This window comes from Thioclava sediminum (assembly GCF_002020355.1).
Taxonomy (GTDB): Bacteria; Pseudomonadota; Alphaproteobacteria; order Rhodobacterales; family Rhodobacteraceae; genus Thioclava; species Thioclava sediminum.
The window spans coordinates 506,651-519,973 of the sequence record NZ_MPZV01000001.1 but is presented as its reverse complement, the minus strand read 5'-3'; the positions used below and the strand labels follow the sequence as shown (position 1 = coordinate 519,973).

The following is a 13,323-nucleotide window of genomic DNA, read 5'->3' as shown; positions in this document are numbered from 1 at the left end:
GCCGCAGTCCTGAGCCCCAGGGAGGAGGAGAGGGGCTCGGGAAGCGAATTACTTGCCGTATGCGGCCTCGTAGGCCACGCGGGTGATCATCGAGCTGTGCAGCCCGAGGTCGTTCAGCTCGCGGCTGTTGAGCGAGCGCAGTTCGTTGAGCGTCTGGCGATACACCTTGCGGCGGGCCAGGGCTTCGGTCAGTTTCGATTTCAGCGCGGCGAAGCCGCCTTCGTTCAGTTGGATGTCTTGTACGAGTGCCATCGTTTCAGCCTCATCTATCTACTTGCGAGGGCCGCTGCCGGTTCCAGCTTGTCGGCCCGAATTCGTTACTTCGTGTTCCGTCGTTGGGCTAAAGATGGCGCTAATGCTGCGACTGCACAATGCCGGGAAGCCTCATTGCCGCCATGCAGAAAATGCATGAATGATTCTGACCCATTTTCGCGACGCAGACGCAAGATATGTGCGCTTGCCTTGGGGCGTTTGGGGGATTCCTGACCATTTGGGCAGTTCTCGACTTGAACTGCGCGGCAAAAACGCCACAGTTCCGGCCAAATCACGAGCAGTCGGGCCGATGACGGACCCGGGAATGGAGGAATCTGCATGGCTCTGAGCAAGGAAACGGTTCTTGCGACGTTGCAATCGGTGGAAGTGCCGGGCGGCGGGACCGCGATCAGCCGCGATCTCGTGCGCGCGCTTGCAGTGCAAGACGGCGTGGTGCGCTTCGTGCTCGAAGGCGCGCCGCAGCCCGAACTGGAAGCAATGCGCCCGACGCTGGAAACGGCGATCAAGGCGCTCCCCGAGGTGACGAGCGTGACGGTGGTGGTGCCCGCGGGCGCGCCGCGCGGTTTTGGCGGCACCGCTCAGCAATCGCAACAGCGCGGCCCCGCGATCGGCGGGCATCCCAAGCCCCAGCAAGGTCCGCAAAAAGTGCCGGGCGTGAAGAAGATCATCGCTGTCGGGTCCGGCAAGGGTGGCGTGGGCAAATCCACGGTCGCGTCCAACCTCGCCGTGGCGCTGACGCGCGCGGGCAAGAAGGTCGGTCTGCTCGACGCGGATATCTATGGTCCCTCGCTGCCGCGCATGATGGGCGCGAGCAAGCGGCCCGCCTCGCCGGACGGTCAGACGATCCTGCCGCTGCAGGCGCATGGCGTCACGCTGATGTCGGTCGGCCTCATGCTCAAAGAGAGCGAGGCGGTGATCTGGCGTGGCCCGATGCTGATGGGCGCGATGCAGCAGATGCTGTTCCAGGTGAAATGGGACGAATACGGCCCGCTCGACGTGCTGCTGATCGATCTGCCGCCGGGGACGGGGGATGTGCAGCTCACGCTGTGCCAGAAAACCGAGCTGGACGGGGCGATCATCGTCTCGACCCCGCAGGATGTTGCGCTGCTCGATGCGAAGAAAGCGATCGACATGTTCCAGCGGCTGAAAACCCCGATCCACGGGCTGGTCGAGAACATGTCTTCTTATGTCTGCCCGAATTGCGGCCACGAGGCACATCTCTTCGGGCATGGCGGGGTCGCTGCGGAAGCCAAAGCGCTCGGGCTGCCCTTCCTCGGTGCGCTGCCTGTCGATCTGGATGTGCGGCTCGCCGGCGATGCGGGCACCCCGATTGCGGCGAGCGAGGGGCCGGCGGCCGAGGGCTATGCCGCTCTTGCGCAGGGGCTGGTCGACCGCGATCTGATCTGACCTCGGGACCAAGGTCACATTTGGAAAGGCGCCCGATCCGGGCGCCTTTTTTCTGGTCACAGGGGTGTTATGGGAAATCATGGCACCTTTCATGGAACTTCACGGGAGCGTAGAAGGCATGTGAGCGGAGATTCGCCATTATACTGGGCGGAATCACGCGCGCTTCACGCGTCCTCGCGCAAAATCACCCTGTGGTGAGCGCTGAAATCAGTGGTGTCGCGGGTTCAAATTGCGGCTCAAAAACCACAGGTTCCGCATTGGGCGAAAATTTTTGGGATTTTACGGGAAGCTCTGACGGCTCCGGTTTTTCTACCATATATAGTAAATCTACGTCATGCTTTCGCTAGGTGTGGTCCGATCTCGGCGCAACACCTTGTAATGAAGTCTCCTCCCGAACAACATATGCCCAGTATTCGGCAACTTTTTTCTTGCGTGCCATGAATTCCCATGGCATCCCTAATTCATCGGAAGCGAAGACAAATAGAGGCACTAAGACCTCACGGCGAAATGCAGGTTTCATACAGGCCATCGCTTCACGAAAACAAAGAGATCCGGCGCGCGAGCGAGCAGATATCCCCATCCCCCCAGGTGGCGCGTGCAGTCGGACATACCCAGTAATGGGAACGAGGGCGGCGGATTGGGCAGTGGCAGCAGCCCAATCCGCTGTTTTCATTTCGGGCCCCGCCCGGCGGGACAGGTGATAGGAGCGCGCTTTGGCGGGCATGTTCATAGGCGAATACACTTTCAAGGTGGACAGTAAGGGTCGCGTGTCGATCCCCGCGCTGTTTCGTCGTGAGCTGGAAGAGGGCGACCCCGAGCGCCCGAACAAAGATCGCCCCCGCATGGTCATCGTCTACGGTGCCGACACCCAGAAAATGCTCCAGATCTACACGCAGGCCGCCTTCGAGGCGCTGGCCGCCGATATCGCGGCGCTGCCGCGCGGCTCTAAGCAGCGCACGATCCTGCAGCGGATGGTTCTGTCCAAATCGCACCCGACCGAAGTCGATCCCGATGGCCGCCTGGTTCTCCCGGCGGCTTTGCGCACGAAGATCGGTCTCGACAAGGAGGCCTATTTCTCCGGCGTGGGCGAGACCTTCGAGATCTGGAACCCCGAGACCTTCGCCGCTGCCGATGAAGCCAATATCGATCAATGGATCGAGGAGCAGGGCGAAGATTTCGACCCGCTCAGCCTATTGTCGCAGGGGTGAGCCATGACGGATCGGGACGCCCTGCCAGACGCCCCCCACGTCCCGGTTTTGCTGCGGCCGCTCCTTCGGGCGGTCGCGCCTGTCTCTGGGACCTGGCTTGACGGAACCTTCGGCGCGGGCGGTTATGCGCGCGGATTGCTGGAGGCGGGCGCCGACAAGGTGATCGGCGTCGACCGCGACCCGGCCGTGTTCGAGATGGCCGAGGCGTGGCGCGGCGAGTATGGCGACCGGCTGGAGCTGGTCGAGGGCACCTTCTCCGAACTCGATACCTATAGCGACGAATTGCTCGACGGCGTGGTGCTGGATCTTGGCGTCTCCTCGATGCAGCTCGATCAGGCGGATCGCGGGTTTTCTTTCATGCGCGACGGGCCGCTCGATATGCGGATGTCGCAGGAAGGGCCTTCGGCGGCCGATCTGGTGAATGAGACGGACGAAGCCGAACTCGCGGATATCCTTTATCAATATGGCGAGGAGCGCGCCTCGCGCCGGATCGCCAAGGCTATTGTCGAAGCGCGCAAGACCCAGCCTTTCGAGACCACACAGCAGCTGGTCAAAGTGATCGAGCGCTGCCTGCCGCGCCCGAAACCGGGGCAGAGCCATCCCGCCACGCGCAGCTTCCAGGGGCTGCGCATCGCGGTGAACGACGAATTCGGCCAGCTCATCGAGGGGTTGGAAGCCGCGGAGCGCGCGCTGAAACCCGGCGGGCTTCTGGCTGTGGTCAGCTTCCATTCGCTCGAAGACCGGGTGGTGAAGCGCTTCTTTGCGGCGCGCTCGTCGACGGGCGGGGGCGGGTCGCGCCACGCGCCGGTTCAGCAAACCCTTGATCCCGCGTTTGAGATTACCGTCAAAGGCGACGGGCCCGACGCAGAGGAGCTGGCTGAAAATCCGCGTGCACGCTCGGCCCGGCTTCGGGTGGGACGGCGCACGAATGCGCCTGCGGGCAAGGCCGATCGCACGCAATTGGGGCTTCCGAAGCTCGTCACCGGGGAAAAGAAGGGGAAACGCCGTTGAGACTGCTTGCCTATCTTGCCGCCTCCGCCTGTGTCCTCGCGCTCGCCTTCTGGGCCTATCACGTCAACTACGACACGCAGGACCGGATCGACGAGCTGCGCGACCTCAACCGGGAAATCGCCTCGCTCAACGAGGGGCTGTCCGTGCTCAACGCCGAATGGGCCTATCTCAACCGCCCGCAGCGCCTTCGCGAACTGGTCAATCTCAACTTCACCTCGCTGCGTCTCCTGCCGATGACGCCCGAGCAATTCGGGACCGTGGCGCAGATCGCCTATCCGACGCCGCAGGCCGATGATGCAGACGCGTCGAACGCCGATTTGTCCGGCCTGTCCGACCCGATCGAGGTCAAGGCCGATCCTGAGGGAGGGAACTGATGCGCACGCCCCTTCGTCCCCTTGCCCGTATTCTCGACGCCCGCGAAAAGGGTGAGAATCCCGACGCGATCGAACGCGAGAACCGCCGTCTGCGCGGCGAGGCCACCCGCGACAAAGCGCGTCAAAGCGCCGAGGGCCGCCTGCTGGTCATGTCGGTGATCTTCCTCGCGGCCTTCCTGACGGTGGGGCTGCGCATGGGCTCCTTCGCCGCCGCGCGCCCCGAAGAGCCGCAGACCGATTCCACGACCGAGCAGATTCACGCCCAACGCGCCGATATCGTCGACCGCAAGGGCAGGGTGCTCGCGACCAACCTGCTGACCCACTCGCTCTATGCACAGCCGCCGATGATGATCGACCCGCTAGGCACCGTGGACAAGCTGGTGAAGATCTTCCCCGATCTCGACCGCGAGCGGCTGAAGAAGGATTTCACCGGTCATCGCAAATTCGTCTGGATCAAGCGCCGCATCAGCCCCGAGCAGATGCAGGCGGTCCATGATATCGGCGATCCCGGCCTTCTGTTTGGTCCGCGCGAGATGCGGCTTTATCCCAACGGCCACCTCGCCTCGCATATCCTTGGCGGCGCGCGCTACGGCACCGAGGGCGTGAACTCGGCCGAGATCCTCGGCGTGGCCGGGATCGAGAAGGAATATGACAAATGGCTGCGCGATCCGGCCAATGGCGGGCAGCCGCTGAAGCTCTCGCTCGATCTGACCGTGCAGTCCGCGCTCGAAGACGTGCTCTCGGGCGGCATGAAGCTAATGAATGCCAAGGGCGCAACGGCGGTGCTGATGAAGGTTCAGACCGGCGAGATCGTCGCGATGGCGAGCCTGCCCGATTTCGACCCCAACGACCGGCCCGCGCCGCTTCTGAAAGGCGATCCCTCCGACAGCCCGCTGTTCAACCGCGCGGTTCAGGGGATGTACGAGCTGGGCTCCACCTTCAAGATTTTCGCTGTGTCTCAGGCGATGCAGGACGGTCTGGTCACGCCCGAGACGATGATCGACACCAAGGGGCCGCTGCGCTGGGGCAAGTTCCGCATCCACGATTTCCACAATTACGGCAAGCAGTTGTCGGTCACGGATGTGATCGTGCACAGCTCGAATATCGGCACTGCGCGGATCGTCCAGAAGATCGGCCCCGAGAAGCAGCGCGAATTCCTCGGCAAGCTGGGCCTTCTGGAGCCCTCGCCGGTGGAGCTGATCGAGGCGCCGACGGGCCGCCCGATTCTGCCGAAGAACTGGTCGGAGCTGTCCGCGATGACCATCGGCTACGGCCACGGTCTCTCCGACAGCCCGCTGCAGCTCGCAACGGCCTATGCGACGATCGCCAATGATGGGCGGCGCGTGCTGCCGACGCTGATCGCCAACGGCGGTCCGCGCAAGCCGCATAAGCAGGAATTCGGGGCCCCCGAAGGCGCGCAGGTCGTGTCTCCGGCGGTGGCCCGCAAGGCGCTGGCGATGATGCGCGCCGTGGTGACGCGCGGTACGGCGAGCTACGGCAATGTCGCGGGCTATCAGGTCGCGGGCAAGACCGGCACCGCCGACAAGCCCGATCCGCAGGGCGGCTATTACGACAAGAAGGTGATCTCGACCTTCGCGGGCGTCTTCCCTGTGACCAACCCCGAATATGTGCTGGTTCTCACGCTGGACGAGCCGACGGATACCTCCGGCGACACGCCGCGTCGCACCGCGGGCTGGACCGCCGTGCCGGTCGCTGCCGAGACGATCCGCCGTGTCGCGCCGCTTCTGGGCCTGCGCCCCGAACCGACCACGCCCGACACGCTCGACGGCATCAGCCTCGTCAAGAAAGACTGACCTTTCCGGGCTGGCAGCGGGTCTCGCGCCACGCGCATGAACTCGCGCAAAGAGACCGGGGGAAGGGCCTGTCGCCTTGACCTCGCAGACGCGTCGCCGGATAAGTGCGGCAAGCTGAATGAAGGACGGATACGATGGCTGCGGGCACCAAAATGCTGAGCGAATTGGGGCTGACGCCGCTGCAAGGCGCAGACTGCGCGATCTCGGGGCTGTCGGTCGACAGTCGGCAGGTCAAGCCGGGCCATCTCTTCGCGGCTTTGCCGGGCACCCAAATCCACGGGGCCGAGTTCATCCCCTACGCATTGCGCATGGGCGCGGCCGCCGTTCTGACCGATCGCGCAGGTGAGAAGGCCGCGCGCGAGGCGCTCGAAGGCACCGACACCGCCATTGTCATCACGCAAGATCCGCGTCAGGCGCTGGCCTTCGCAGCGGCGCTGTGGTTCGAGCGCCAGCCCGAGACCCTGATCGCGGTGACCGGCACCAACGGCAAGACCTCGGTGGCCACCTTCACCCGCCAGATCTGGCAGCTTATGGGGTTCGAGGCCGCGAATATCGGCACAACCGGCGTGGAAGGCAGCTATTCCGCCCCATCGCCGCATACCACGCCCGAGCCGATCACCCTGCATCGCCTGCTCTCGGATATGGCGGCCGTCGGCGTGACCCATGCCGCGATGGAGGCCTCGTCCCACGGGCTGGCGCAGCGCCGGCTGGATGGCGTGACGCTCTCGGCGGCCGCGTTTACGAATTTCACGCAAGATCACCTCGATTATCATGCGAGCTTCGAGGAGTATTTTGCCGCCAAGGCCGGGCTCTTCACCCGGGTCCTGCCCGAAGACGGGGCGGCGGTGATCAATCTCGACGATCCCAAGGGTGAGGAACTGGCGCGCTATATCACTGCGCGCGGTCAGGAACTGATCGGGATCGGCCATACCGAGCAATGCGAGATGCAGATCCTCGGCCAGCGATTTGATGCGACCGGGCAGGATGTGCGCTTCTCGTGGGAAGGCTGGACGCAGATGACCCGCCTGCCGCTGATCGGCGGGTTCCAGGCGATGAACGTGCTCACCGCGGCGGCGCTCGCCATCGCCTGTGGTGCCGACCCCGAGGACGTCTTCGCGACGCTGCCGAAGCTCTCGACCGTGCGCGGGCGGATGCAACTCGCCGCGACCCGCGACAATGGCGCGACGGTTTTCGTCGATTACGCCCATACGCCCGACGCGGTGCAGACCGCGCTCAAGGCGCTGCGCCCGCACGTGATGGGACGCCTGATCGCCATCGTCGGCGCGGGCGGCGATCGTGACGCGACCAAGCGCCCGCTGATGGGGCAGGCGGCGGCTGAGAACGCCGATATCGTCATCGTCACCGACGACAACCCGCGCTCCGAAGACCCCGCGACGATCCGCGCCGCCGTGCTGGAAGGCGCGCCCAAGGCGATGGAAGTGGGCGACCGGGCCGAGGCGATCCTGCGCGGCGTCGATCTTCTTCAGCCGGGCGATGCACTGCTGGTGATGGGCAAGGGCCACGAGAGCGGCCAGATCATCGGCTCTGACACCTATCCCTTCGACGATGCCGAGCAGGCCTCGGTCGCCGTCGCCGCGCTGGACGGAAAAATCTGATGGCCGTTCTCTGGACCTCGAGCGACGCGGCCGCCGCGACCGGTGGCGAAGCCACGCAAACCTTTGCCGCGACCGGGATCTCCATCGATACCCGGACGATTCATCCGGGCGATCTGTTCGTAGCACTCAAAGACGTGCGCGACGGCCATGACTACGTGCGCCAAGCCCTCGACAAGGGCGCAGCGGCGGCGCTGGTCAGCCGCATCCCCGAGGGCTGCTCGAAGGACGACCCGCTGCTGATCGTGGATGACGTCCTCGCAGGCCTAGAGGCTTTGGGACGGGCAGGGCGCGCACGTGCGCGGGCCCGCGTGCTCGCCGTGACCGGTTCCGTCGGAAAGACGTCGAGCAAAGAGATGCTGCGCGCCGTCCTCTCCGCCCAAGGCACCGTCCACGCCGCCGAGGCGAGTTTCAACAATCATTGGGGCGTCCCGATCACGCTGGCGCGCCTGCCGCAGGACGCCGATTTCGCTGTGATCGAGATCGGTATGAGCAACCCGGGCGAGATCGCGCCGCTGGCGAAGATGGCGCAGCCCCATGCCGCGATGATCACCACCGTCGCGCCGGCCCATCTGGCCGCTTTCGACAGCATCGAGGGCATCGCGCATGAGAAAGCATCGATCTTCGAGGGGCTCATCGACGGCGGCATCGCGATCGTGCCGTCCGGTCTTGAGGTTTCCGACATTCTGCGCAAGGCCGCCCAGCAGGCCGGAACCATGGTCAGCTTCGGTCCCGAGCCGGGCTCGGATTACCGTCTGATCGACGCCCGCATCGCGGGCGACGCGACCGTGGTTCAGGCCGATCACCATGGCACGCAGATCCTGTTCAAGGTGATGACCCCGGGGCGGCATTTCGCGAATAACGCGCTCGGCGTGCTGGCCCTGGCCGAAGCCGCGGGCTGCGATCCGACCATCGCCGCGATGGATCTGGGCAACTGGCAGCCCCCCGCCGGGCGCGGCCAGCGCGAGCGGGTCTATATGGATGTCGTGGACGAGGCCGAGAGCTTCGATCTCTTCGACGACGCGTTCAACGCGAACCCGGCCTCGATGTCGGCAGCTCTCGAGGTTCTGGCAGGCGCCAAGCCGCGCGACGGGGTGGGGCGCACCGCGAAAGGGCGCCGCATCGCGATCCTCGGCGACATGCTGGAACTGGGCGACGACGAGGCGGCGCTGCACGCGGCCATTGCCGATCACCCCGCCATGGCGAAGATCGACCTCGTGCATCTCGCGGGACCGCGCATGGCGGCGCTGCGCGAAGCGCTTCCGCGCGCCAAACGCGGCGAATGGTATGAAAAGGCGGACAAGCTGGCAGAGCGCGCCCGCCACCTGATCGACCCCGGCGACGTCGTTCTGGTCAAAGGATCCAAAGGCTCCAAGGTGAGCGTCGTCGTGAGCGTATTGAAAAAACTCGGCCAGCCCGGCGCGGCCGAGGCCCATAAGGGAAAAGACTAATGTTGTATTGGCTGACTGACCTCTCGGATGGCGGGGGCGTCTTCAACCTGTTCCGCTACATCACCTTCCGCGCGGGCGGGGCCTTCTTCACGGCGCTTCTGGTGGGGTTCATCTTCGGCCCCTGGCTGATCGGCATCCTGCGCCGCACGCAAGGCAAGGGGCAGCCGATCCGCGACGACGGGCCGGAGGGGCATATCTCCAAGGCCGGGACGCCCACCATGGGCGGCATCCTGATCCTGACGGCATTGCTGGTGTCGACGCTTCTCTGGGCGCGGCTCGACAACGGCTATATCTGGGTCGTGCTGATGGTCACCTATGGCTATGCCGCGATCGGGTTCGCCGATGACTACGCCAAGGTGTCGAAGCAAAACACCAAAGGCGTCAGCAGCAAGGCGCGGCTTGCGCTCGGCTTCCTGCTCGCGCTGCTCGCGTCTCTGCTGACGTGGTATCTGCACCCCTCCGATCTGGAAGGGCGTCTGTCGATCCCGTTCTTCAAGGACCTCGTGCTGAACCTCGGCTATTTCTACATCCCCTTCGCGATGATCGTGATCGTCGGCGCGGCCAATGCGGTGAACCTCACCGACGGGCTCGACGGGCTCGCGATCATGCCGGTGATGATCGCCGCGGGCACGCTGGGCGCCATCGCCTATGTCGTGGGCCGCACCGACTTCACTGAATATCTGGGCGTGCAATTCGTGCCCGGCTCCGGCGAGCTGGTGATCTTCACCGCGGCGCTGATGGGCGGCGGTCTGGGCTTCCTGTGGTATAACGCCCCGCCGGCTGCGGTGTTCATGGGCGACACGGGCAGCCTCGCGCTTGGCGGCGCGATCGGCGCGATCGCGGTCTGCACCCAGCACGAGATCGTCCTTGGCATCGTGGGCGGCCTCTTCGTGGTCGAGGCGCTCTCGGTGATCATCCAAGTCGCCTATTTCAAGCGCACCGGGAAACGGGTGTTCCTGATGGCTCCGATCCACCACCATTTCGAAAAGAAGGGCTGGTCGGAGCCCCAGATCGTCATTCGGTTCTGGATCATCTCGCTGATCCTCGCACTGATCGGTCTGGCGACGCTGAAAATTCGCTGAGAATTCCTTCCCGTATACCTCTTATTTAGCGCGTATGCGGGTGCGCGCGAAGTCGCAAAAGGGCGTCGCGGTTCCACCGCGGCGCCCTTGGTTTACGTCACCTTTATTTGAGCGAACCAAAGCGAAATCCACTGGTTGTCTCCCCGAACCGCGACGCGAGACGTCGTAAAAGTTTTAACGAGGAGAACCCGATGACCCGCAAGTTCAACATTATTCTGTCGACGACTGCTCTCGCTGCCACGCTGTCGCTGGGCACTGTTGCCAGCGCTGAAGACGGCGTGACCACCGGTGGCTCGTCCGAAAATGGCCAATATGGCTTGGTCGACTACAAGATGCAGATCGTTCCGAATGACCAGAGCTCCGACGGCACCGCACCCGCGGTCAACGTCACCTCGGGCGGTGATGTCAACAACACCGCTGGCGTCGCAGACGAAAAGGTCGGCGCTGCCATGACCGACCAGACCTCGAATGGCGAAGAGTCGATTCCCGCCGAGAACCAGTTGAACAAAGATGCCGGCATCGTCGGCAACAAGGTCCAGACCGGCGTCAACGATGCAGTCGTGTCCTCGGACGGCGCTGCAATCGGTACGATCGAGAAAGTCATGAACATGGGCGACAGCGACGAAGTCTATGTCCGCACCGACGACACGCTCGACACGACCGTTTCGATGTTCAAGATCACCGTTCCGGCCTCCGAAGTCGGCTCGGGCAAGCTGATGCTGAATGCAAGCCTGTCGGACATTCTCTCGACGCTCGAAAAGCAGCAAGACCAGAAGTCGTAATCTAGCGATCTTCGCTTGAAGAGCCTTTGCGGCGCGCACGGTTCCTCCCCTCCGTGCGCGCCGTTTTTGCATGTCCGGCGACTTGCGCGCTGCGTTCCCCCTTTCCCCTTCGTATTGGTTCAAATATCCCGGGGGTGCGGGGGCTGGCCCCCGCGATAGGACGACGTGATAGAACGACGAAAGACGCGAGGCGGCCCCCGCTGCCCTTGCGCGAGGCGACAGGAGAGACCCATGATCCCGGTGCAGGGCTTTGACGGACAGAAGGTGGCGGTGCTCGGGCTCGGGCGCTCGGGTCTGGCGACGGCGGCCGCGCTGCGCGCAGGCGGGGCCGAGCCGCTGTGCTGGGACGACAGCCCCGAAGGCCGCGCCCGCGCCGAGGAAGCGGGCTATAGCTGCCGCGACCTGACGCGCCACGGCGCTTTCGAGGAGGTCGCAGCCCTGATCGTCTCGCCCGGTATCCCGCATCTCTACCCCAAGCCCAACCAGGTTATTTCGGCGGCGATGGAGGCGGGCGTGCCCGTCGATAACGATATCGGCCTGTTCTTCGCCTCCTGGGCCACTGATGATTTCATGCGCTACGATCAGGCGCCGCGCACGATCTGCGTCACCGGCTCGAACGGGAAATCCACGACGACGGCGCTGATCCATCACATTCTGGAAGAGGCCGGGCGACCGACCCAGATGGCGGGCAATATCGGGCGCGGCGTGCTCGATCTGGAGCCTGCCGAGAATGGCGAAGTGGTGGTGCTGGAGCTGTCTTCCTATCAGACCGATCTGGCGCGCGCGCTGACGCCGGACATCGCGGTCTTCACCAATCTCTCGCCCGACCATCTCGACCGCCACGCGGGCATGGGCGGCTATTTCGCGGCCAAGCGTCGTCTTTTCGCGGAAGGAGGCCCGGATCGCGCGGTGATCGGCGTCGATGAGCCCGAGGGCGTCTATCTCGCCAATCAGATCATGATGGGTCGCAACGATGACCGGCTGATCCGGGTGTCCTCCGCGCGCAAGCTGGGCGACTGGGGCTGGTCGGTCTACGCGCGCAAAGGGTTCCTCAGCGAATGGCGCAAGGGCAAGCAGGTGGCCTCGATCGACCTGCGCGACGTGACCGGGCTGCCCGGTGCGCATAACCATCAGAACGCCTGCGCGGCCTATGCAGCCGTGCGCGCGCTGGGAATTGCGCCGCGGGTGATCGAACAGGCGTTCCATTCTTTCGCCGGGCTTCCGCATCGCAGCCAGACCGTCGCGGAGAAGCGTGGGGTGCGCTGGGTCAACGACTCCAAGGCGACCAACACCGACAGCGCCGCGAAGGCGCTCGAGGCGTTCCCGAATATCCGTTGGATCGCGGGCGGTCTGGGCAAGGAGGGCGGGGTGGCCTCACTGTCCGAACATCTTGGCGCGGTGAAGAAAGCCTATTTCATCGGCCATTCCGCGCGCGATTTCGCGCTGGAACTGGCGGTCGAGCATGAGATTTGCGAAACGATGGAAGCCGCCGTCGCCGCCTGCGCCCGCGATGCCGAAGAGGGCGACACGGTGCTGCTGGCGCCTGCCGCGGCCAGCTTCGACCAATATCCGAATTTCGAGAAACGCGGCGATCACTTCGCCCAACTTGTGGATGCACTGCCCGGCTGAGGGTTGAGCGTCTACGCCGTCCGCTCTCACATCTCGCGAAAACGGCAGTCCCGCTTCGGGGCTGCTGAATGCCCCGCTGCCTCTTCTGTCTCCTTATCCGTACTCGGCCTGTAGCTCGAACGGTGTGGCGTCCTGAACGGCGCCGTTCGTCCTTATGCGCCAAACCTCCGAAACAAGACGAAAATCGCGCCCCGCGTACTGAGTCGCGGCGGCGCCCCAGTTGCATGCTTCGGCAATCAAACGGCGTATCTGGCGTCCAGATTTCGGCATCTCTGACAAGAAATACAATCCTTGGTTGTGATTTTGCGACGCTGAACCGATGTCGCCGCGTCAAAAGGCTCGCAAGCTGGATCTTGGCTGCCCGGCTCAACTGGGGACACGGGGCCAGATTTAAACGCCGGGGTGGGCCGGCATTTCAGAAACGGAGAAAGACCATGAAACTGTTCAAACTCGCTTCGCTGCGTCGTCTGAAGAAGGACGAAGAGGGCGTCACCGTCGTCGAATACGGTCTCGCGCTGGCCATCGCTTTGGCAATCGCGGGCACCGTCTACACTGCCCTTGGCGATGCCGTGGAAACTCAAATGACCAGCGCCACGACCATCATGACTGGCGGCTAAACTTATCTGGCGGTTCGCGATTGGGGGCGGGCCGCCAATATCTTTTCCATTCCACGAAACGG

Annotated in this window: 12 protein-coding genes; 11 read left to right on the top strand and 1 reads right to left on the bottom strand. The window is 64.2% G+C overall.

The features are described 5' to 3' along the window. Positions 1–48: 48 nt before the first annotated feature. Positions 49–252, bottom strand: coding sequence for a DUF1127 domain-containing protein (locus BMI91_RS02285; protein ID WP_078519474.1), 204 nt, complete (start codon positions 250–252; stop codon positions 49–51). Positions 253–591: 339 nt separating this feature from the next. On the opposite strand from BMI91_RS02285, the gene BMI91_RS02280 reads away from it, so the two are divergent. The 11 genes from BMI91_RS02280 (at position 592) to BMI91_RS19980 (ending at position 13,261) form a co-directional block, all read left to right on the top strand. Next, complete coding sequence (locus tag BMI91_RS02280; protein WP_078603833.1) at positions 592–1,680, top strand: Mrp/NBP35 family ATP-binding protein; 1,089 nt, start codon at positions 592–594, stop codon at positions 1,678–1,680. A 722-nt stretch (positions 1,681–2,402) separates the two neighbouring features. Beyond that, positions 2,403–2,888, top strand: a complete 486-nt coding sequence (mraZ, locus tag BMI91_RS02275) for a division/cell wall cluster transcriptional repressor MraZ (RefSeq protein WP_078520010.1) — start codon at positions 2,403–2,405, stop codon at positions 2,886–2,888. Positions 2,889–2,891: 3 nt separating this feature from the next. After that, positions 2,892–3,899 (top strand): 16S rRNA (cytosine(1402)-N(4))-methyltransferase RsmH, encoded by a 1,008-nt coding sequence (gene rsmH, locus BMI91_RS02270; RefSeq protein WP_078603832.1) that lies wholly within the window; start codon positions 2,892–2,894, stop codon positions 3,897–3,899. After that, positions 3,896–4,273 carry a cell division protein FtsL gene (ftsL, locus tag BMI91_RS02265; RefSeq protein WP_078519471.1) on the top strand — a complete coding sequence of 126 codons (378 nt, stop codon included), beginning with the start codon at positions 3,896–3,898 and terminating at the stop codon, positions 4,271–4,273. Before rsmH ends, ftsL begins: the two co-directional genes overlap by 4 nt. Beyond that, on the top strand, positions 4,273–6,087 hold the full coding sequence (locus tag BMI91_RS02260) for a peptidoglycan D,D-transpeptidase FtsI family protein (protein ID WP_244176534.1): 1,815 nt from the start codon (positions 4,273–4,275) through the stop codon (positions 6,085–6,087). The genes ftsL and BMI91_RS02260 overlap by 1 nt, the downstream gene beginning before the upstream one ends. A gap of 134 nt (positions 6,088–6,221) precedes the next feature. Continuing rightward, positions 6,222–7,703, top strand: coding sequence for a UDP-N-acetylmuramoyl-L-alanyl-D-glutamate--2,6-diaminopimelate ligase (locus tag BMI91_RS02255; protein ID WP_078546540.1), 1,482 nt, complete (start codon positions 6,222–6,224; stop codon positions 7,701–7,703). Beyond that, positions 7,703–9,151 (top strand): UDP-N-acetylmuramoyl-tripeptide--D-alanyl-D-alanine ligase, encoded by a 1,449-nt coding sequence (locus BMI91_RS02250; RefSeq protein WP_078603830.1) that lies wholly within the window; start codon positions 7,703–7,705, stop codon positions 9,149–9,151. Before BMI91_RS02255 ends, BMI91_RS02250 begins: the two co-directional genes overlap by 1 nt. Continuing rightward, positions 9,151–10,233, top strand: a complete 1,083-nt coding sequence (gene mraY / locus BMI91_RS02245) for a phospho-N-acetylmuramoyl-pentapeptide-transferase (protein ID WP_078519467.1) — start codon at positions 9,151–9,153, stop codon at positions 10,231–10,233. Before BMI91_RS02250 ends, mraY begins: the two co-directional genes overlap by 1 nt. Before the next feature lie 191 nt (positions 10,234–10,424). Continuing rightward, complete coding sequence (locus BMI91_RS02240; protein WP_078603829.1) at positions 10,425–11,015, top strand: hypothetical protein; 591 nt, start codon at positions 10,425–10,427, stop codon at positions 11,013–11,015. Between the two features lie 231 nt (positions 11,016–11,246). Next, positions 11,247–12,644 carry a UDP-N-acetylmuramoyl-L-alanine--D-glutamate ligase gene (gene murD / locus BMI91_RS02235; RefSeq protein ID WP_078570219.1) on the top strand — a complete coding sequence of 466 codons (1,398 nt, stop codon included), beginning with the start codon at positions 11,247–11,249 and terminating at the stop codon, positions 12,642–12,644. Positions 12,645–13,078: 434 nt separating this feature from the next. Next, positions 13,079–13,261 (top strand): Flp family type IVb pilin, encoded by a 183-nt coding sequence (locus BMI91_RS19980; RefSeq protein WP_078599334.1) that lies wholly within the window; start codon positions 13,079–13,081, stop codon positions 13,259–13,261. Positions 13,262–13,323 lie beyond the last annotated feature (62 nt).

Coding starts and splice junctions, on each gene's coding strand:
- BMI91_RS02285 (WP_078519474.1), bottom strand. CDS start 252: ATGGCACTCGTACAAGACATCCAACTGAACGAAGGCGGCTTCGCCGCG.
- BMI91_RS02280 (WP_078603833.1), top strand. CDS start 592: ATGGCTCTGAGCAAGGAAACGGTTCTTGCGACGTTGCAATCGGTGGAA.
- mraZ (WP_078520010.1), top strand. CDS start 2,403: ATGTTCATAGGCGAATACACTTTCAAGGTGGACAGTAAGGGTCGCGTG.
- rsmH (WP_078603832.1), top strand. CDS start 2,892: ATGACGGATCGGGACGCCCTGCCAGACGCCCCCCACGTCCCGGTTTTG.
- BMI91_RS02260 (WP_244176534.1), top strand. CDS start 4,273: ATGCGCACGCCCCTTCGTCCCCTTGCCCGTATTCTCGACGCCCGCGAA.
- BMI91_RS02255 (WP_078546540.1), top strand. CDS start 6,222: ATGGCTGCGGGCACCAAAATGCTGAGCGAATTGGGGCTGACGCCGCTG.
- BMI91_RS02250 (WP_078603830.1), top strand. CDS start 7,703: ATGGCCGTTCTCTGGACCTCGAGCGACGCGGCCGCCGCGACCGGTGGC.
- mraY (WP_078519467.1), top strand. CDS start 9,151: ATGTTGTATTGGCTGACTGACCTCTCGGATGGCGGGGGCGTCTTCAAC.
- BMI91_RS02240 (WP_078603829.1), top strand. CDS start 10,425: ATGACCCGCAAGTTCAACATTATTCTGTCGACGACTGCTCTCGCTGCC.
- murD (WP_078570219.1), top strand. CDS start 11,247: ATGATCCCGGTGCAGGGCTTTGACGGACAGAAGGTGGCGGTGCTCGGG.
- BMI91_RS19980 (WP_078599334.1), top strand. CDS start 13,079: ATGAAACTGTTCAAACTCGCTTCGCTGCGTCGTCTGAAGAAGGACGAA.